The organism is Bradyrhizobium sp. USDA 4541, from assembly GCF_024171085.1.
In the GTDB taxonomy this organism is placed as follows: domain Bacteria; phylum Pseudomonadota; class Alphaproteobacteria; order Rhizobiales; family Xanthobacteraceae; genus Bradyrhizobium; species Bradyrhizobium australafricanum.
Window position 1 is genome coordinate 4,124,307 of sequence record NZ_JALJZF010000001.1, and the last position, 18,780, is coordinate 4,143,086.

14 protein-coding genes and 4 pseudogenes are annotated in these 18,780 nt (G+C 59.1%); 11 read left to right on the forward strand and 7 right to left on the reverse strand.

Going from position 1 to position 18,780, the window contains the following annotated elements:
* The first annotated feature begins 422 nt into the window (after positions 1-422).
* A pseudogene (locus tag J2R80_RS43695) lies at positions 423-1,063 on the forward strand (type II toxin-antitoxin system HipA family toxin).
* A gap of 39 nt (positions 1,064-1,102) precedes the next feature.
* A complete protein-coding gene (locus J2R80_RS43700; protein WP_375162589.1) occupies positions 1,103-1,336 on the forward strand; it encodes a hypothetical protein in 234 nt (77 codons plus the stop codon).
* A gap of 44 nt (positions 1,337-1,380) precedes the next feature.
* Here the strand turns inward: J2R80_RS43700 and J2R80_RS19315 are convergent, their stop codons facing one another.
* Positions 1,381-1,599, reverse strand: coding sequence for a hypothetical protein (locus J2R80_RS19315; protein ID WP_253639163.1), 219 nt, complete (start codon positions 1,597-1,599; stop codon positions 1,381-1,383).
* 423 nt (positions 1,600-2,022) lie between these two features.
* Here J2R80_RS19315 and J2R80_RS19320 point away from each other — a divergent pair, with 423 nt between their 5' ends.
* Both J2R80_RS19320 and J2R80_RS19325 read left to right on the forward strand, forming a co-directional pair.
* A complete protein-coding gene (locus J2R80_RS19320) occupies positions 2,023-3,357 on the forward strand; it encodes a recombinase family protein (RefSeq protein ID WP_253639164.1) in 1,335 nt (444 codons plus the stop codon).
* A gap of 97 nt (positions 3,358-3,454) precedes the next feature.
* Positions 3,455-3,901 carry a hypothetical protein gene (locus J2R80_RS19325; protein ID WP_253639165.1) on the forward strand — a complete coding sequence of 149 codons (447 nt, stop codon included), beginning with the start codon at positions 3,455-3,457 and terminating at the stop codon, positions 3,899-3,901.
* Between the two features lie 980 nt (positions 3,902-4,881).
* Here J2R80_RS19325 and J2R80_RS43705 read toward each other — a convergent pair.
* Both J2R80_RS43705 and J2R80_RS43710 read right to left on the reverse strand, forming a co-directional pair.
* Entirely contained in the window at positions 4,882-4,983 is a 102-nt protein-coding gene (locus tag J2R80_RS43705) for a hypothetical protein (protein ID WP_375162590.1), read from the reverse strand.
* A gap of 218 nt (positions 4,984-5,201) precedes the next feature.
* Positions 5,202-5,417, reverse strand: coding sequence for an ATP-binding cassette domain-containing protein (locus tag J2R80_RS43710; RefSeq protein ID WP_375162591.1), 216 nt, complete (start codon positions 5,415-5,417; stop codon positions 5,202-5,204).
* A 1,690-nt stretch (positions 5,418-7,107) separates the two neighbouring features.
* On the opposite strand from J2R80_RS43710, the gene J2R80_RS19335 reads away from it, so the two are divergent.
* The gene (locus J2R80_RS19335) at positions 7,108-8,067 is read left to right on the forward strand and encodes a LysR family transcriptional regulator (protein ID WP_253639166.1); all 960 of its coding nucleotides are present in this window, start codon (positions 7,108-7,110) and stop codon (positions 8,065-8,067) included.
* Between the two features lie 177 nt (positions 8,068-8,244).
* Here J2R80_RS19335 and J2R80_RS19340 read toward each other — a convergent pair.
* Positions 8,245-8,675: pseudogene (locus J2R80_RS19340) on the reverse strand (transposase); the annotation flags it as partial.
* 426 nt (positions 8,676-9,101) lie between these two features.
* Here J2R80_RS19340 and J2R80_RS19345 point away from each other — a divergent pair.
* The 6 genes and pseudogenes from J2R80_RS19345 to J2R80_RS19370 all read left to right on the forward strand — a co-directional run bounded on the left by J2R80_RS19345 (position 9,102) and on the right by J2R80_RS19370 (position 15,679).
* Complete coding sequence (locus J2R80_RS19345) at positions 9,102-10,535, forward strand: IS701 family transposase (protein ID WP_253639167.1); 1,434 nt, start codon at positions 9,102-9,104, stop codon at positions 10,533-10,535.
* A 581-nt stretch (positions 10,536-11,116) separates the two neighbouring features.
* Positions 11,117-11,503, forward strand: coding sequence for a hypothetical protein (locus tag J2R80_RS19350; RefSeq protein WP_253639168.1), 387 nt, complete (start codon positions 11,117-11,119; stop codon positions 11,501-11,503).
* Between the two features lie 140 nt (positions 11,504-11,643).
* Positions 11,644-12,954 (forward strand): annotated as a pseudogene (gene istA / locus J2R80_RS19355) (IS21 family transposase).
* On the forward strand, positions 12,954-13,808 hold the full coding sequence (gene istB, locus J2R80_RS19360) for an IS21-like element helper ATPase IstB (RefSeq protein ID WP_225649584.1): 855 nt from the start codon (positions 12,954-12,956) through the stop codon (positions 13,806-13,808). Before istA ends, istB begins: the two are co-directional and overlap by 1 nt.
* Before the next feature lie 438 nt (positions 13,809-14,246).
* Positions 14,247-14,606 (forward strand): transposase DNA-binding-containing protein, encoded by a 360-nt coding sequence (locus J2R80_RS19365; RefSeq protein ID WP_253639169.1) that lies wholly within the window; start codon positions 14,247-14,249, stop codon positions 14,604-14,606.
* A complete protein-coding gene (locus tag J2R80_RS19370) occupies positions 14,498-15,679 on the forward strand; it encodes an IS4 family transposase (protein WP_253639170.1) in 1,182 nt (393 codons plus the stop codon). The genes J2R80_RS19365 and J2R80_RS19370 overlap by 109 nt, the downstream gene beginning before the upstream one ends.
* Positions 15,680-15,695: 16 nt before the next feature.
* Here the strand turns inward: J2R80_RS19370 and J2R80_RS19375 are convergent.
* The 3 genes and pseudogenes from J2R80_RS19375 to J2R80_RS19385 form a co-directional block, all read right to left on the reverse strand.
* Positions 15,696-16,170 (reverse strand): annotated as a pseudogene (locus J2R80_RS19375) (transposase); the annotation flags it as partial.
* Between the two features lie 1,242 nt (positions 16,171-17,412).
* Complete coding sequence (locus J2R80_RS19380) at positions 17,413-17,871, reverse strand: GNAT family N-acetyltransferase (RefSeq protein WP_253639171.1); 459 nt, start codon at positions 17,869-17,871, stop codon at positions 17,413-17,415.
* A gap of 568 nt (positions 17,872-18,439) precedes the next feature.
* On the reverse strand, positions 18,440-18,637 hold the full coding sequence (locus J2R80_RS19385) for a hypothetical protein (protein ID WP_253639172.1): 198 nt from the start codon (positions 18,635-18,637) through the stop codon (positions 18,440-18,442).
* Positions 18,638-18,780: the final 143 nt, after the last annotated feature.

Consider the following 18,780-nt stretch of genomic DNA (forward strand, 5'->3'; position numbering starts at 1 on the left):
CCTGCAAGAATCGGAAGATCTTAATTTGCTAATGAGAAGCTTGAGAAGTTCCGGTTCGAGGCCACGCTGTGACATCAATCGCGGTTCGCGCCGCAGTTCGCCCCAGCATTCGTCGCACGATTACAGTCGTTGCACGGCCTGATATCTGAACACGCGTTACTCTGACAACTGCACCGAGGCGCTCGCGCCTGCACTTTGGACAACCGATGAACGCTGGCCTTGGCACGTCCCGTTCATCACGCGCCAGAGTCGCCGGCTTCGCGCGTCGACATCGTCATCACGCAAGTTGTGCTGCGGGAACATTCGACCGAGGCCGCGCCTGCACACTTGCACTGACACCCGGCGCATTCGCTCCTCCTGCCCGACTAGCCATCTTTGGCTCCATTGGCGACTCGGCGCCGGACACCTGGGGCCGCCGTCTCATGCAGCGCGCCGAGCGCCGCCTCGCCGAACACGAGGGCCGTGCCGTCCGCACCCTCGCGGAAAGCGACTACCTGCTAGGCGTCGCCGACGAGAGCCGGCTGGGCGCGCTCCGTTTCCGCCGGGTCGGCGACGGTGTTTTCCAGGCGCCGACCCGGGCCGGCGTTCCTGCCCTGATCGAACTCGGCCGGTTGCTCCAAATCACCGAGCGGATTCTCCGGGATGAAGAAACAGATGAGGAACTCCAACTCATCTTTGCCCCCGGCTCTTCACTCGGCGGCGGGCGTCCGAAGGCCTCAGTCATTGACCAGCATGGTCGCCTCTCCATCGCCAAATTCCCGAAGGAGACCGACGACTATAGCATGGAGACCTGGGAAGAGATCGCACTGCGGCTCGCTGGCCAGGCAGGTATCGCCACTCCGCAGCACGAACTGATCGACGTCGGCGGCGAGCCGGTCATGCTGTCGCGTATCCGGAGATCGTTGATGCCCTTGCTCAACACGGCGCACAAGGAAAAACGGATGCCCATGCCCTTTATCGGCGTGTCGTCTTCAACGTGCTGATCTCCAATGTCGACGATCACCTCCGCAACCACGGTTTCCTGTGGCTGGGAAAGACAGGATGGTCTCTCTCGCCGGCATAGGACCTCAATCCTGTTCCAACTGATCTCAAGGCCCGGGTGTTGTCGACGAACATCGATCTGGACGAGGGCACCTGCTCGCTCGATCTGCTGGAGGCCGCATCGGAGTTCTTCGCACTCACGCTGCCGCAGGCCCGCGCGATTATCAAAGAACTCGCGAGCGTGACGGCAACCTGGCGCGATGTCGCTAAGGCGGTCCGCGCCGGCTCGGCCGAAATCAACCGCATGGCCAGCGCCTTCGAGCATAACGATCTAAAACGGTCGCTGGCGCTATGACGAGAACGTTCCTTCACAGCTTCACGCCAGCGACAGTGGTCCGATTACCGGCCGCAGACAAAGCTCGAGGCAGCCGACATCAAGCGCTCGTCGCGATCTGCAAGGGCGATGCGGCGACCGCCTCGCTTGAGGCGAGCCATGTCAGGGTCCCTGTAGCCGGCCACACCACCCATCGCCTCGGCGCTCTTCGCAGCCTGTCTCATATCAACGCGCAGGCGCCGGGTGAACACCTCACGTTCAGAAAAAATGGACTTGAACGTCATTGAACGGTGGCGCCGACAGATTGTCGACAGTGAACGCATCAAAATGGCAGGGTGGCCTATCCACGATCGGAGACGAAATAGCGTCGCAACTGCCTCATTCGAAGCGATTTCGATTCAAGCCGGCATCGGCGCCGCCCGGCTCATAACGTTTCTGCAGCACATGCATTGGTCGGTGTCGCAAAGGACAACCATCCTTACCGACGCCGCAACTATTAATAGTTTGTGGCCCGCAACGCGCAAGACCCACCTACCCCAAACCGGACACAATGTGGGACATTTCCAATAGCCGTGCACACCGTATCGGGAGAGAATGCGAGGACCTGACTTTATTTCGGAGCAACTTATTCCAGGACAAGCAATTAATCAACTTTAGGCAGAACCGGATAGGATGCAGGGTACAATGCGTCACATCTGGAGATGGACATGTTCCGTGGTCATGTGATGAGCACACCGACCTTCGACGGCCAGATGCGCGCGGCGCAATACTTACGCATGTCATCTGAGAATCAAATCTATTCGACTGAAAACCAGCAGAACGCGATTTCCGAGTACGCCAACCAGCACGGCTATGTCGTGGTCGCATCCTACGTCGACGCGGGGAAGAGCGGCCTGTCACTAAAAGGCCGAGACGCACTGAAACAGCTGCTCAGCGACGCGCTTGCGACGCCGCGCGCCTTTGATGTCATCCTCGTTCTTGATGTCAGCCGCTGGGGTCGGTTCCAAAACCCCGACCAGGCCGCTCACTACGAGTTTTTGTGCCGACAGGCTGGCGTGCGTGTCGTCTACTGCGGCGAGCCATTCGGGGAGGATGTCGCTCCCATCACAACCATCGTCAAGCACCTGAAGCTGGTCATGGCGAGCGAATATAGCCGGGAGCTTTCGGCAAAACTGTCGCGAGCGCATCGGCAGCAAGCGCTACTGGGCTTCCGCCAGGGCGGCGGGCTGCTTTACGGTTTCAGGCGGCTGCTTGTGGACACCAAGCGAAACCCGAGGCAGATCCTGAAGAGAGGCGAGTACAAGGCCCTCAGCCATGACAAGGTGGTGGTCGTCCCAGGTCCGGCCGAAGAACTTGAGGTCATCAGGCGCATATTCAGACTGTACGTACGTGACAAGTTGTCCATTTATGGGATCGCCCGGCGTCTGGCGAAAGCGGGCGTCAAGGGCTATGGCGGCAAAGTGCTTTCGGAGGTGACCATACACAACATTCTCGCTAGCGAACTCTGCGTTGGACGGATGACATACAATGTCACGACCAAGAGATTGCAGGGCCGCGCGATAAAGAATCCGGAATCGGCTTGGACGCGTTTTCAGGCATTCGAACCGATCGTTCAGCCGGCACAATTCCGCAAGGCGCAGGAGCGTCTGGCTGTCGGCAATCGTCCTTGGGACAAAGAGAAGATTCTCGCCTCACTGAAGAGACTGCTTGATAGAAACGGGCACCTATCCCAACGGCTACTCAACAGCACTAAGAGTGCTCCGTCTGCGGACACGGTCGATCGCCACTGGCTCGCTTTGTGCTGCCTACACCGCTGCGGGCTACGATCCCACGACCAGGATGTTTTTGGGGAACAACGGAAGATACGGGACGGAGGCTGCTGTCATCATGGGGCTACAGCAGCTTCATGCCGCCAAGGGCCGGATCTCGAACCGGCTTATCGAACGCTGCACCGACCTGCCAAGTCCCAGACATATCCGCCATCGCTTCGGATCTCTCGCGAATGCACTGCGCAAGGCGCGCCTGCCCGCACCAAACCATAGCGAGATACAGCGCGACGGATGGAAACGCAGGAAAGACGGCGGCGGCGACGAATATATCCTTGGTGTCCGCTGGAGCGACGCGGAGCTTCTGCTGGCCTTGCGTCGCCTGCATGGCGAGCATGGATATGTCACGCAAAATCTTCTCGACTGGGACGAGGATACCCCCGGCGCATATTATTTCGTTAAGCGATTTGGTTCATTCACCCGCGCCAAGGCCTTGGCCAAGCTGCCGCTCGAGACACATTCGCAGATCATGCTCAGTGCCTGTCGGCGCAAGCGAGAAGGCAAAACAATCAGGCGCCAGCGCCGCCATCCCGGCCAGCGCCCCAAACTTGCCTACCGCACGGATGATCTTTTGCTGGGGCTCAAGCGCCTGCTGGAACGCGAGGGCGCCATTTCCGCACGATTGATCGAGGACGATGCCCAATTGCCCTGCTCGGCAACCGTGGCTCACCATTTTGGCAAGCTCTCGAAGGCCTATCGGTTGCTCGGTCTCGTCCGCCTGAAGGGTAAGCCTGCGCGATTTGGCTTGCGGCGCCGATAGCCGGCGGTAGTCATATGCGACGGCCTCCTGGATTTTGGCCGCTCCAACAACGTGGGCCGATTCGGCCGTCGCGCAGCGCAGAGCCACAATTGGGCCTCTTGGAGCCGCTCTAATAGCCGCTGTCTTTTCGCGAGGAGTTCACGGACAATCGACGTCATTACCCTCCTCTCGTGTGGGATAAATGCCAGCTTCTGCAACTGGCTGGCATATTGGTAATGCCAGGTCCACGCGATCATGCCAACGCGTCTAGCATGACGTTGATCACGACTGAAAACCATCTCTTTTGGTGGCTGTAGGTGGCAAATTTATTCATGTCTCATCACCGCTTGCCACTCGAGACACGCGACTTGATTGCACCCTCGTGCATGTATCAAACACGCCTGTGTAAAGGGGCTGCGTCCGCTTGTCTGCCGTGGCTGATCGTAAGAGCACGCTCGATCTGAGAATGGCGCAAAAAAAGAGTTAGCCATTTTTATTGACCGTCAGAGCTGCCTGTCAGTGAGCAAGTTAGCGACGATGGGCGCGGGCGACACCGGCATTGCGCTTTTCACGACGTGACTCATGGTCAATTGGCATAGGTCTGAGTGGGCGCCCCGAGGTAACAGTATAGATCGGCTTACTCAGCTGAGCCATCGGACGAACGGGAGGGCGTGGCGCAGCAACCGATGCGTCGAAGCAGCCTGCGGCGGGAGAACTGGCTAGTAGGCTATCCCGAACGGGCTCAGGCGTGGCAGCGCTGCGGCGTCGCCGGGCCGTAGAAGTTCGAGCACATGTCGCCTCAGACGCACAAACTCGCTCTCGGTGACAAGCTCACTGTGCCGCGGCCGCCCAAATGATAGGCGAATGTCGTCGATCACCCGTCCCGGTCTTGCGCTCATTTTGATAACCCGATCGGCAAGGAACAGGCTTCCTCGCTTCGTGAGCGACGAACGAGGTCGTCGTCGGAACCTTGGTCCAATTGTCGAGTAGCACCTCCTGCATCAGGCTGCGTGTTGGGCATCGAGCGCGGTGAACGGCTTGTCCATCAACAGAACCCGCGGCTGATTGATGAGAACCCACGCGATCTCGACCCGCTGTTGCATGCCGCCCCAGAGCTGTGACGGGTAGAAATGCTCGAATCCTCAAGACCGACCAGCCTTAGAATTTCGATCCGCGGCTTGACGCCGCTCAGCCTTGCCGATGCTGTGCATCTTCGGCTGAACGCGACATTGTCGCGGACCCGCTTCCATGGAAACAGCGTGTGCGGTGGAACGTTATTCCACGATCCGCACTTGGACGCAGGATCGACTGATCGTCGACGTCAACCGCCCTCGCGTCGCCTGCAAATCTCCCCAAGAGCTCCGAGCAGGGTCCCCTTACCGCAGCCGGACGGACCGAGGATGCAGACGAGCTCGCTTGGTGTGACGGTGAAGTCAAAATCTCGTACAGTCTCAAAGCTCTCCGCTCGCTCGCCAAGCGAGATGGAGAGCTCGCCGACTTCACTCCGGCTTACCAGCTGTGCTGGAATGTCGGACATCCGATCGTTTATCTTGCGCCATCGCCGGACTCCGCCACGGCATCAGACATTGCCCGAGCGGTGTCAGGAGTCAGCTGCCGCACATACCGGGCATGCCCGCGATAGCGGACTGTCTCATCACCTGCCGCCGTGCCGGCATATCGAGCGACTGCGACACGCTCATCGTGCCTGGGACTACGGCGCAAACTTCCGGGCTCGCTCGACAGAGACGAAGCCACCGTCGATTCCGTCCATCAGGCACCCTTGCTGAAATTCCACGGCTGCTCCCACCGCGACCGTCTGGGCACTTTCGCAGCTTGACGATCCGACCATCTCGACCGCATTGCACGTAGCACCGTTTGGATGGCTGCCAACCTTCGACGGAAGGATCTGCTCGTCGTCGGCTTCTGGTCAGACTGGGAATATCTCAACGCCTTGTTCGGCGACTGATCGCTGTGCAGCCGTGTCGGTGACCGTGATCGACCTCTTGCCGACAAATGCGCTCGAGCAGAAGGTCCCGCAGCTCTGGGAGATACCGTACGCACAAAACGTGACGTTCGGGCATGGCCAAGTGTCCGGGGTTACGGCGCTCGCTACGGTAATCCAGTGTGACCCAGCTTGGCTGAGCGTCGGGGATTTTGATAGCAAGGGCTCTGTATGGTCTGCGGCGAGATGCCGAAGGCGCCTGGGCGGCGGAGCCAGCTAAGCTTCTGCGCCCAGCGAATCCGGAAGCCCTCGGCTTCTTTCACTTGCTGCTCCGTCAGGCCGGCGTCGTTCAACGCGCGCAATTTTTTGACTTAGGCCCATCGCAGAGACAACCGAACACTGTCGCGCCTATTGCCGATGGCCAGTTACAAAGTGTTCACTCTTCCTTAAGTCGCCTAACATCGCATAAAGTTATCGAAACTGATTAGAAATTCGAAGAAGCGACTTGATCTCACTCGTCATTGCCCAGAAAGTTAGTCAGTCTAAGTAGTTCGGCAGGAGGGACGAGTGCGCAATAACTTCCGTGGTTCTCACCCGAATTCAGCAAAGTGCTACTCGATATGGGCGGACGGTTCGACGCGTACTGCCGCTGCAAGACTTGAAGACGCTGCCAGAGGATCAGCAGAATCGCCTTCGCTCTGCTGGCAGCTTAACAGGTCGAGCGGGAGCTTCAGACAGGTTCCGGTACGATGCGACATTCCCACGATACGGTCACCACATGCTGGAGAGGAACAGGCTACGCGCAGGAAGCCACGACAACGCGACCGCGGGCGAGCAGCCGGGCGGAACAGTTAGGCAACTCGGCATGAACTTTCCAGGCATCTTGAAACTCTGATGCCAGCAGGATCGGTGCTCTCAACAGCTTGTAGAGCGACCGCCGACGATAACGTGCCCGACGCCCTCGCACCAAGAGGATGCTGAAGCCAAAGTGAGAAGCATCGGGGAGACCTGGTAGGCGAACTAGGCGTTCCGGTGGATCAATATGAGTGTGACAATCCGCCTCTCGCTGACGCTTTTTCCTACATTGCTGTGAAGCTACCGAGATCTGATGAAGAGAGCTTTGGTGAATACGTGCGCTGCCGATCGACGGACGTCACTCGCACATAGACAACGTCGACTCCCAGCGGGTCGGTAATCGGTTCATCGCTGGGAGGAGAAATTTAATCGAAAGTCTGAGGTCGCTCGGAGCCGAAGATAACCAAGGGCTGAATCGATGAGCCAGTCAATGAAGCACTCGGTCACAGCCACTCACCATAGTACTTCAACCACACCAATCGAATTCCGAGAACTGCGCTGGGCAATCGCCGCGTCTCAGCACCGGAGCTTGCGTCAAACAGCAGAGACGCTTCGAATCAAGCAGCCTACCCTTAGTCGTCGCCTAAGAAACCTCGAATACAAGTTAGGTGTCACGCTTTTCGAGCGCACAAAAGGCGGCACCCGTCCGACCGTCGAGGGGTACGAATTCCTCGATGCCGCTCGGCGCATAGTGGATGATACCGAAAGGATCGCGGCTCGCCTCAAGAGCCATTCGCGCGGCGAGAGCGGTCGATTGACCATCGGCATCCACACATCCCTCTCAGCTGGCAATTTACGAGCCACGCTCCTTGAGCACCGGCACCGTTTTCCGGGTGTCGAAACGCATCTCGTAGATGGAGCGAGCGATCATCTAATTTCCGACCTCACCAACTCAGCCATTGACGTCGCCTTCGTAGCCACCCCCAATGCGGGGGGGAACGAAAGGTCATTATTGCTCTGGAGCGAGCGTATCGTCGCCGCGCTGCCAGCGAGCCATCGGCTGACAGGCCGTGATGTGGTTCACTGGGGCGAACTATTGGGCGAACCGATTCTGACGTCACAACGCGGCCCCGGACCGGAATTTCACAAGCTACTCATCAGCAAATTGAAATCTTACGATCCTTCCCCGTTGCTACGCCATGATCTGTCGCTCGACCGGCTTCTCACCCTGGTCAGCGTAGGCTGGGGCATCTTGCTGGCATTGGAAAGCGCAACGGGCGCAGCCTATCCGGGTGTCATCTTCCGCGAGGTTCATGATGCCGACGGGCCGACGCGGCTGAACTTCCACGCACATTGGCGCCAGGCCAATTCGAATCCATCGCTGCGTTCCTTCCTCGATTTGCTTCGGGAGCGCTATCCCGACCTCTCGGCTAATCTGGAGACGAATTGAGGCGCGTTTCGCCGTATTTTCGCGAACGCATATGCACACTGGATCGGTCGAAATCAGCTGCTCGATCCTCCCGTGCGCTTCCGCATCGTCCTGGCCAAAGGCGGTTGCGATGGAGGCAGAGGCGACCGCTCTTGCCAGCGTGGGCCAGCGCCTTACGCATAAAGTGCACGCGCCAGCACCGAGAATCTCGCGCCGGCAATCGCTGTCGACGCCGACCGCGACGTTATCGCGACCGACGCGATTGCGCCCCTCTGGCGCACCTTTACGTAGGTGGTGTCGATCCACAGATAGGGCCAGTCGCTCTCGATCGGGCGAGCGAGGAATGTCTTCACCTTGTCGTCGATCTCCGCTCACAGCCGCGAGACCTGGCTCTTGGAGATCCTGCTAATCTTCATGACCTGGACAATTCGTCCACCGAGCGGGTTTTGAGACGCCTTGCACATAGGCTTCCTGCACCACGGCGATGAGCGCCTTCTCGGCCATCCGGAGCGGCTCTAAAAAGCCGGGGAAATAGGGAACCCCTTGCGCAGCTTGGGGAGACGAAGCTCGACCGCGCCGGCGAGGATCTCCCAGGTCCGGTCGCGGTAGCCGTTGCGCGCAGCTTTACGCTACCGAGCAACATCATCACTGGGGGACAAGACCCGAGCCCGAGACTGAAGTGGACCGGATTGATCTGTCATCGAGGATCACCGACCACCTCACACCGTCCCGTTGCGGCTGCTCCTCAATAAGCGGCAGTCGAGTCTCCCCTGGCGCTGCGGCCTCTCTCGTCCAACCTTCATGGCCTGCGTTGTAGGCGACTGCAGCGACTCATCGCGCATCACTTCCATATCTCTGAGCGAGTGCATCAGCCTGCCGGCACCGCATTTGACAGTGCCGTTTCGACTGCAAGGCGATCCTCTCTCTGAGATCGCCTGGGTAAGGTCTCACAGTCGAGGTCTATCGAGACTCCTAGTCTAGTCTGACTGAGTCACAAAACCGCCGGCCAGAATCAATGATGGTTGCAGCATGGACCATTAGCCGATGAGGCCGACATGAGCGGGCGTGGCACGAAGACGAGCGAGAAGCGATTTGAGGCATATTTGGAAGGGCTTGCCAACGTCATCGGTCATGCTGATCGGAAGGCGCCGCTGCGCGACTATTGCATCGGCCTGATGGCCTGTGGCGCTCGCAAGAGCGTGGAGCCGATGGCGGCGGTGACGGCTCCGGAGCGGACGGCGGCCCAGCATCAATCGCTGCTGCATTTCGTCGGCAGCGGCGCCTGGTCGGATGAGAAGGTGCTTGGCAAGGTACGCGAGATGGTCCTGCCGGCGATTGAACGCCAGGGCCCCATCGAAGCCTGGATCATCGATGACACCGGATTTCCTAAGCAGGGGCGACATTCGGTTGGAGTTGCACGGCAATATTGCGGGCAGCTCGGCAAGCAGGATAATTGCCAGGTGGCGGTGTCGCTGTCGATTGCCAACCACCACGCCAGCCTGCCTGTCGCTTACCGCCTTTATCTTCCGAAGGAATGGGCTGAGGACCGCGATCGGCGGCGCAAGGTGGGCATTCCTGCCGAAGTCGGCTTCCAGACCAAGCCGGAGATCGCGCTGGAGCAGTTGCGGTGGGCCTGTGCGAGCGGCCTTCCGCGCGGTGTCGTGCTGATGGACGCTGGCTATGGCAACAGCGACCTGCGCACTGAGATCACGGCGCTGGGATTGACCTATGTGGCGGGTCTTCTGTCGAGCACGACGGTATGGGCGCCTGGCACCGGTCCCTTGCCGCCGAAGCCATGGTCGGGCCGCGGCCGTCCACCAAAACTGATGCGCCGCAACGGTCAGCATCAGCCAGCCGCCGTCAAAGCGCTCGCGATCGGCTTGCCGGCCCAAGCTTGGCGCACCATAACATGGCGGCAAGGAATGAACGAAAAGCTGACCTCGCGCTTTGCCCGCGTGCGGGTTCGTGCCGCGCATCGTGATTATTGGCAAACCACCCGGCGAGCGCAGGAATGGTTGCTGATCGAATGGCCGAGAGGCGAGGACCAGCCTACCAAATACTGGCTCTCGACATTGCCGGAAGATGTGGCATTCCGGACGCTCGTTGAGACGGCTAAATCGCGCTGGCGCATCGAACGCGACTATCAAGACCTCAAGCAGGAGGTCGGGCTCGGCCACTTCGAGGGACGCGGCTGGCGCGGCTTTCATCATCACGCAACGATGTGCATTGCGGCCTACGGATTCCTGATCTCCGAGCGGGAGACGATTCCCCCCTCAGGCGCTCGGCGCGCCCGGCCGATCCCGCTCGCTCGCGTTCCCGCAGATTACAGACCCCGCGGATCTGCCGCTGCGGACCCAACGTCACATTCCAAATTCGATCGCGACGATGCGACGGCGGCTCGAACATGGGCTCGTCCGAATGCTGTCGAGATGTCCTTGTTGTGCGATCAAGTTCGACCACTACACAGATCATCGTTTGTGACGCAGTAAGACTAGTTCTATCCACCTGCTTTTACCCAGAGAGTTGCTGCTCAGCCCCTACACGCCTTTGCGACATGCCATTTCGGATGTTTTCCCCATCTGGAAACCCAACTCTCCGCGACATAGCCCCGGAACCTCAAAGCATGACCAATGACCGCATGAGCGCTATCCTTGCGTATTCAATTTTCGCAAAATCCACCACACAGTCTCGGCCGCCCAGATCGAGCTCCCCTTGAACTCGCTCCATGCAACCGATCTCGCATCAACCTGCTGCTCCTGCCTCTCGAACCAATCGCTGATTGAGCGCGATACGTCATTGTGGCGGCCTGCCGTTCGCGACCGACACAACTCGCGATCAGCGATCTGCTTCCCCTCGGCTCGCGTTACTATCGCCGCAGAATTGCCATCGGGGCACTTACCGGAATCTGGCAGACTGAATAATTCGCGGCCAGCACCGCTCACGTTGTATTTCGTAGTCAAGTCAGGTCCTTGCGATCGAAGCTACAAAAAGTGGCAGGTGTCGGATATTGAAGGTCGTGCTATCTTCTGCAGGTTAATCACAACTTTACAGTTCAGAGAGGAGAAGCAATATGGCATCGAACGTAGCTGAAGACGAGAAACGCCGTGTACAACAAGGGCCGCAAGTGGCCCAAGCATCGGCTCCTGGGCCAAGTGGCGCCGCCGAACATACTAAGGAGTCGACGACAGCCACGCGCGCTTCATTCGTGTTTCCAGAATGGCAGAAGTCGATCGAAGCAACGACAAACTTCTTCGCGGCGGCTTTGAAGGACAGTTTGAGGTTGACTGCTTCCTCTTTGCACGATCACGCCAATTTTCTAAGAGTCGTTGCCGAGGTAAAAACGCCCTCCGAGTTGCTAAAAAGCTATCTGGACTTGGCAGAGCGATCTTGGTCCAGATCGTTCAGTGAAGGCTCGAAGTTATTGGATAATCTCAAGATACAACAACATCAGCGGTGAGCAGTTGAATCAATGGATGTGATATGAGTGACGACGAGATTGGGGCGGTCGCCTAGGACTTTTGTCGCGCGCCATGGAAAACTGCCCCCTCGGCGCCATGAGGAATTGCCCCCTCCTTGGATTAGCCGAGGAGAGAGCGAATGAAGCAGGAACGAATCACTAGAGGCTCGTCGTGGAGTGATCCACGGGGGCAGGTGATGAAGACGCCGGATGACGTGGCGGAGATGTTGCGCCTGAGGGCGTGCGGATGGGGGGCTGAAGCGCATTGTGCGCCAGCTGGGCTGCAGCCATCACACGGTGAAGGATTATATTGCGGCGGGCGGGGTGAAGCCGTTCAAGTCGCCCGAGCGGCTGAAGCGGCTCGACGGCCTTGAGGGTTGGCTGCGCGAGAGGTTCATTCGCCATCGCGGCAATGCGGACGTGGTGCGCCAGGACCTGTTGGCCGAGAAAGGCGTGACAGTCAGCCGGCGAACGCTGCAACGCGCGGTACAGCCCTATCGTCAGGCGCTGAAGGCGGAGGCGCTGGCGACGATGCGGTTCGAGACGCCCCCTGGCCGGCAGCTGCAGATCGACTTCGGAGAGCGCCTGGTCGAGATCGGCGGCGCGAAGATCAAGGCATTCGTGTTCGTGGCGACGCTCGGGCATTCGCGGCGGGTACATGTGCGTGCGTTCCGGGCCGAGAAGCAGGAGCACTGGTTCGCTGGGCTCGAGAGCACATTCACCACCTTCAGCGGTGTCCCGGAGGAAGTGCTGATGGACAACCCACGCGCACTTGTGGTGCGCCACGACGTCGGCAGCCGGTCGGTTCAGTTCAACGACAGGCTGATTGCCTTCTCGAAGCACTGGGGCTTCCGGCCTCGCGCCTGCGCACCATATCGGGCACGCACGAAAGGCAAGACCGAGAATGGCGTCGGCTACGTGAAGAAGAACGCGATCGCGGGTCATTGCTTCGCGAGTTGGGAGGCGTTTGAGGCACATCTCGCCAAATGGGAGCGCGAGATTGCAAACGTTCGTATCCACGGCACAACCGGCGAGGCGCCCATCGTCCGCTTCGCGCGAGACGAAGCACACCGGTTAAAACCGCTCGGCGGGCAGCTCTCCTTCGGATCATTGCGCGAACTGACCCGGATCGTCGGCAACGATTGCGCCATCGAGATCGACACGAACAGCTACTCGGTGCCGTGGCGGCTAATTGGTGAGCGCGTGGCGGTGACCGTCGCAGCTGGCGAGGTGCGGATCCGCCATGGCTGCATCAGGTAGCGGTCCACGAGCAATCGAAGGGACGTCGGCTGCGTATTGTCGATCCCTCCCACCTCGACGGGGTCGTCGGGCGCAATGGTGCGGTCCGCCGATCAGAGATTGCGGCAACGCCGGCGCCTGGGTCGTCTCCATCACCCTCGTTGTTGCGTCCGCTTACTGAATATGAAGCCGTGATCGGAGGAAGCTTCTGATGACGCGCGCAAAGGCAACCGAAGTACCGACTGATCCCCTCGATGCTATGCTGGCGCGGTTACAGCTCTCCGGCATCCGCGATCAGCTCGATAGCCTGCTCGACGAGGCAGCGCGCGCGAACCTGTCGGCACGTGAGACGCTGATCCTGCTGTGCGAGCGCGAGATCGCACGCAAGGATCATCGCCGCATCGACATGGCGCTGAAGCTCGCGCACTTCCCAGCCGTGAAGGAGCTTGCTGGCTTCGACTTCGAGGCGCAGCCCTCGATCGATCCCAGGCAGATCCGCGACTTGGCCGCGTCACGTTGGATCGCCAACGGCGAGAACGTGCTACTGCTCGGCCCGCCGGGCGTCGGTAAGACGCACTTGTCGATCGCACTCGGGCGAGAAGCGATCCTGGCCGGTTACACGGTGCAGTTCACCACGGCGACGACACTGGTCGCTGGCCTCGCCAAGGCGCATGGCGAGCGGCGCCTGGACGAGAAACTGCTCGCGCTGGCGAAGCCAAAGCTGCTGATTGTCGACGAGCTCGGCTACCTGCCGCTGGAGCCCGATGCGGCGCATCTGTTCTTCCAGCTGGTCAGCCGCCGCTACGAAACCGGCGCCATGCTGATCACGTCGAACCGCAGCGTTGCCGAATGGGGCACCGTGTTCGCCGACCCGGTGGTCGCCACCGCGATCCTCGACCGGCTCTTGCATCACAGCCACGTGCTGACCATCCGCGGCGACAGCTACCGGCTCCGCGCCAAGCGAAAGAGCGGCCTCATCAAGCCGCCCGCCGCTGACGGCCCTCCGGTCGGCTCCGCCTCCCTCCGTCCCGTCAGCGGCGGAGCCAATCTTCAACCAACATCATGAACCCGAGGGTGGGGGCAGTTCTTCATGACGCAAAGGGGCAGTTCCGGATGGCGTTTGACACTTTCCCAAGATCGCCTGATCGGCCAGTTCCGATGGCAACGCGCCTTCAGAAAAAAAAAACGGCATTTTCGAGCGTCGGTGGTCAGCTCGTTGTCGCCGGTTGCTGAAGACGGATACGGTTGTTAAAGGCAGCAAAGCCCGGCTAAGCATTGGTGCGCGCGCGCAGAGTCCGCACCGCGGCTGCAGGCGCATCTCGAAAAAACTCGGAAGCCGCGAGAAGGTCGCTGGCGGGTGGTTGTTTTTTGTAAGCGGCAAGCTGAGCTTTCAATTACCCACATTTGACGTCGGATTTGAGCGAGGCGCCGCGGGCGAAATCTTGAATCGGCAGAATCTGTTGTGATTCATTGTTGAGCACCTGATTCGGAAGTGGGGTGCTCGATGGGGTTGGTGAAGGAACGCGCGGAGACGCGTGCTCAGCGATTGACGACCGGTATCGAGACGTGGGTTGATCGAGAAGCTGCGGGATGCGAGTTTAAGGATGAGCGGCTTGGTCGCCGGTTCTGCAAATTGCTCGCACAAGTCGGGAGCGACATGGGTCAAAGCATCCCGTTGGTTTGTCAGGACTGGGCCAACACAAAGGCCGCCTATCGCTTCTTCTCCAACGAGCGGGTCAATGAGGCGGATATTCTTTGCGGTCATTTCGAGGCGACGCGCGGGCGCGTAGCGGCGACGGAGGGACCGATCTCGTCCTCCATGACACGACGGAATTCAGCTTCAAGCGCGAGAAGCCGGATCTGATCGGCTTTACGGGCAAGACGGCAGGACGCACACAGTGCGGCATCCTGATGCATTCGAGTCTCGCCGTGACGACCGAGGGGCTTCCGCTCGGACTGTCGGCAATCAAGTTCTGGACCCGCAAGAAGTTCAAGGGGACGACGGCGCTGAAGCGAAAGATCAATCCGACACGGGTGCCGATCGAGCAGAAGGAGAGCATCCGCTGGCTCGAGAATTTACGGCAATCGACCGACCTTCTCGCTGCTCCTGGACGATGCGTTCATATTGGTGATCGCGAGAGCGACATCTATGAGCTGTTTTGCCTGGCCGAGGAGGTCGGAACGCATTTCCTGGTGCGAACCTGTGTTGATCGGCTTGCCGGGGACGGCAATCATACAATTGCCGACGAAATGGACGAGGTGACGATCAAGGGTCTACATCGGATCAAGGTCAAGGACGACAAAGGCGATCCCGACGACGCCGTTCTTGAGATCAGGTACCGCAAGATACGCGTCCTGCCGCCGATCGGCAAACAGACGAAATATCCCGCACTCACTCTGACCGTGATCCACGCTCAGGAGCGGGGAAGGCCGAAGCGGCGAAAGAAAATCGAGTGGAAGCTCCTCACCGATCTCCCGGTCCAATCGCGCAAGGACGCCATCAATAAGGCCGAATGGTATGCCTTGAGGTGGAAGATCGAAGTCTTCCATAAGATCCTCAAATCGGGCTGCAAAGCAGAGGACTCAAAATTGCGAACTGCTGAGCGTCTGGTCAATCTGATCGCGGTCTTCTGCATTGTGAGTTGGCGCGTCTTCTGGATGACGATGCTCAATCGCTCCTCGCCGAATACCCTACCGCAAACCGCGCTGACAGATCCTGAAATCAAGCTTCTTGATCATTTTGTGAAAGACAGGGGTGGCGATTGCTCTCGACGAAGCACGCTCTCGCACTATGTCGTCAAGATTGCGCGGCTCGGAGGATATTTAGCCCGAGCCAACGATCCGCCTCCAGGAAATACCGTGATCTGGCGCGGACTATCGCGCCTGACCGACATCGAACTGGGAGCTGCGATCGAGGCAAAAATTATGGGTAATTGAAAGCAAGCTGAGGCCATCAGTTGGCGTAATTCAAAGGCGTAAGCGCGTCGATTTCGCTGCTCGGCCAACCGTTAGCGATACGCTGACGTTTTACGGCGTGCCAATCGAACGGATTGACGTTGTTCATCTTCGCCGTCTGCAGCAGCGTTGCGATAGCCGCCCAGGTTTGCCCGCCGTCGTCGCGGCCAGCGAAGGGGCAATTTGTTTCTCGTACTCGTTTGTGGCCTGATGGCCCTTTCGATAATATTGGAGTCGAGCTAAATGCGAGTGTCGGCCAGCAAGTGTTCGAAGATGGCACGGCGTGAGACGGCATAGCGGATCGCCTCGGCCAGTTTTGATTTGCCGGAGATCCGCCGCAAGGTCTGCTGCTAGAGATCGAAGAGATTTGCGACGATCGCGGCGGAGGCTTGTCGGCGCGTGGCGAAGCTTGCGTCGGGGCTTGGACGGCGCACGGTCTTCTCGACTTGCCGAAGCTTCGTCATCCGCTCGACCAATGTGTTGCCATCGTTGCCGCGATCAGATCGCGCAAGCTTGTTATAGGCGGCATAGCCGATGGAGCGGAACGGCATCGATTGTGCCAAAATGTGGGTGTTCAAACCACGGCAAGGAGGACGTCCGTGGACGAGGTTAGCATCATTGGTTTGGTTGGGCCAAAGTTCTCGATTCACGGAGCTGGGCACGTCGAGACGGACGGCACCGTCGAGCGTTACGATCTCTTGGGCGGCAAGTGCTGCATCTACAAGCGAAGTGCCGACAGCAGTTCTGGCAGGTCGCCGCGGGCGTCGCGAACCGCAGCCATCGGACCAGCACTAAACTCGAAGGAATTTCGAACGCGAACCGATTCGCTGCGGAATGGTGCCTTCGAAGACGCCGCGGAACAATTCTCCACGAATTTCAGTGCTGACCGAGGGGCGTCACAGCCCCTCTATATCGCCGGTCGCGAACAACGCCGCAAGTATCTCATCTCACACATTCTTCGGCGACAAACTGCTCCATCACCCTCGGCATGATCGCGGAATACCGCATCGATCGCATAAGAAGGAGAGTTATCGCTATCAGGGCGAAGAAGGGTTGCGACTTCATCATCTTCACGGCGAATATCAGCTTGGGACCTGATGAGCAAAGCGACTAGAGTACCACGATGTTTCGATCGTCAACGATCGCGAAGCAGGTGAGCGCATTGTGGAAATTGAAGTCCGCGGCAAGCGCGGCGTCTACTACTGCAAGAGCATGCCTAGCATGCCGTTGCGCCCTTCCTGCGGCTCCGTACGCGAAACAAGGCCAAGCCGACCACCGCTTGTTCCCGAACAACCAGTATTTCCTCTTAATAGCATCCTTGAAAAGCAGGAGCTTAAGTTCGACCGCGGGGAAGCGCCGCGCGGCCTACAGTCCGCGGCACACGTACATCTGCTTGCGGCTGATGGAAGGTGCCGACAGAATTGCCGCACCAGCGTCGAGATGATCGAGAAATACTATTACTTCGCACATAAAAAATCAGCTGAGCGCAGCGGCAATCAACCTCAAACGTGTTTCCCGACATGAAGAGGAAGAAGGTCGCGCTAGAAGCGACGCAGGGTGCAAAGAGGCGCGCGCGACATGACCGAGGCGCTCGGCTCGCACGACTTTTGCGAGTCGCAGAAACTCACGTCACTCACAAGAACTGGGCGTGCAGATAACTAGGTTAGCCAAAGCAGAGCTGCGGCGCCAACAAGCGAAGCAGTTTCGGCAGGCTTTCACGGTGCGTTGCGACGCACCATATACCTTGCATAACTGTCGTAGGTAGCGAGCGTTTTGCTGAGAGTGGCGTCCTCGAACGTGTGGAAACCATGACGCTCCCAGAATTGTTCTGAATCATTCACCGCTACCAATGAGACATTCGGAAAGCGGGCTTCCGTTGCGTGGGCAATGAGTTGGCGCACTGCGTCGGAAGCCGCACCATTGGCCCGTGCCGCCGGCAACAGGGCGATGTCATGGACATAGTAGGTTGACCCAGGTACCGGCAGTTGCTTCAAAAGGGCGTTGAGCGCGGGTGGCTGCCTAAATTGCCACGGGTGGCTGACGACGTAGCCAACGATTCCGGCACGCCGGCCCTTGAGAACGAAGCATCCCTCGGGATAGAGCCGCAGACGTTCAGCCAAAACCTCCGCATCTTCGCGATAGTTCAGGTGAACACGACCCGCGACACTGTTCACCCCCTGAAGATCCCGAGTTTCCATCGCACACCAGGGCATTTACATGAGCTTCCGTTGAAATTCCAAGCGCCGAATAATCCATTAGCCTGCAACGCCTGTCCAGATCGACGTCCATTGAGGTGCCACGGCCGCGATCCAACCCTAACACCTTGGCGACAGGCACAGACCGGGTTATGAAGCCCTTGGCATGCGGGCGTGGCGAAGTTGGTAGACGCAACGGACTTAGGCCAAAACTTAAGTGCTCCCAGGGGAACCCGGGATGCAGAACTGCTCAAATTCGGCGAATCTTTCGCTAGTAATCCCGAGCCAAGCCTCGCACAACCTTGACAAACCACTCTCCACCACCTAATCGAAGTTTTGATGCTCAAAGGCGCTGCGCCGGAGCAGTCCCTAGTCAAGCATCAAGGTTCTCAGGTCTCCAGTTCTTCATCGAGATCCGCCTCAATTCCGGCCACTCGCTACCGTTCGACGTGGCCCTGACAATCCCAACAAGGTTGCCCGGACGCGCCACGCCCAAGGTGGCAGGCGATTGGTTGATGCCGGACGATCAATGGGACCATCCTGTACGTTAGATAGCGGACACACCATTGCTTCGCTCCGCCGGCTGGGTCGCATCTTGGATGGCAGCCTTCAGCTTGAGGAAATCAGCAGGCGTGGTGAACCTGTCCAGCATCGGCGACGCGGTGCGTGCCGGTGTAACCTGATCTTCTCGCCGCTCGAGCGCTTCAGATTTCTGTGGGACGCCGATCGTGAGACTGCGATCCACGCCCCTCTCTGAACCGGTAATCTAAGAGGGTGCTCGCAGGAGTGGGAACACAGCTGCTCCCCGAACTATCTCGATATCGCCCGCAGGACGCAAACGCCGTCGCGTGCGGACGTCAGCTTTCGTCAGCTCTTTCCAGCCTTCGC

Bases quoted from the DNA above. Each gene is read 5' to 3' on its own strand.
- J2R80_RS19315 (WP_253639163.1), bottom strand. From the start codon at position 1,599: ATGACGTTCAAGTCCATTTTTTCTGAACGTGAGGTGTTCACCCGGCGC.
- J2R80_RS19320 (WP_253639164.1), top strand. From the start codon at position 2,023: ATGTTCCGTGGTCATGTGATGAGCACACCGACCTTCGACGGCCAGATG.
- J2R80_RS43705 (WP_375162590.1), bottom strand. From the start codon at position 4,983: ATGCAACAGCGGGTCGAGATCGCGTGGGTTCTCATCAATCAGCCGCGG.
- J2R80_RS43710 (WP_375162591.1), bottom strand. From the start codon at position 5,417: ATGTCCGACATTCCAGCACAGCTGGTAAGCCGGAGTGAAGTCGGCGAG.
- J2R80_RS19335 (WP_253639166.1), top strand. From the start codon at position 7,108: ATGAAGCACTCGGTCACAGCCACTCACCATAGTACTTCAACCACACCA.
- J2R80_RS19345 (WP_253639167.1), top strand. From the start codon at position 9,102: ATGAGCGGGCGTGGCACGAAGACGAGCGAGAAGCGATTTGAGGCATAT.
- J2R80_RS19350 (WP_253639168.1), top strand. From the start codon at position 11,117: ATGGCATCGAACGTAGCTGAAGACGAGAAACGCCGTGTACAACAAGGG.
- istB (WP_225649584.1), top strand. From the start codon at position 12,954: ATGACGCGCGCAAAGGCAACCGAAGTACCGACTGATCCCCTCGATGCT.
- J2R80_RS19365 (WP_253639169.1), top strand. From the start codon at position 14,247: ATGGGGTTGGTGAAGGAACGCGCGGAGACGCGTGCTCAGCGATTGACG.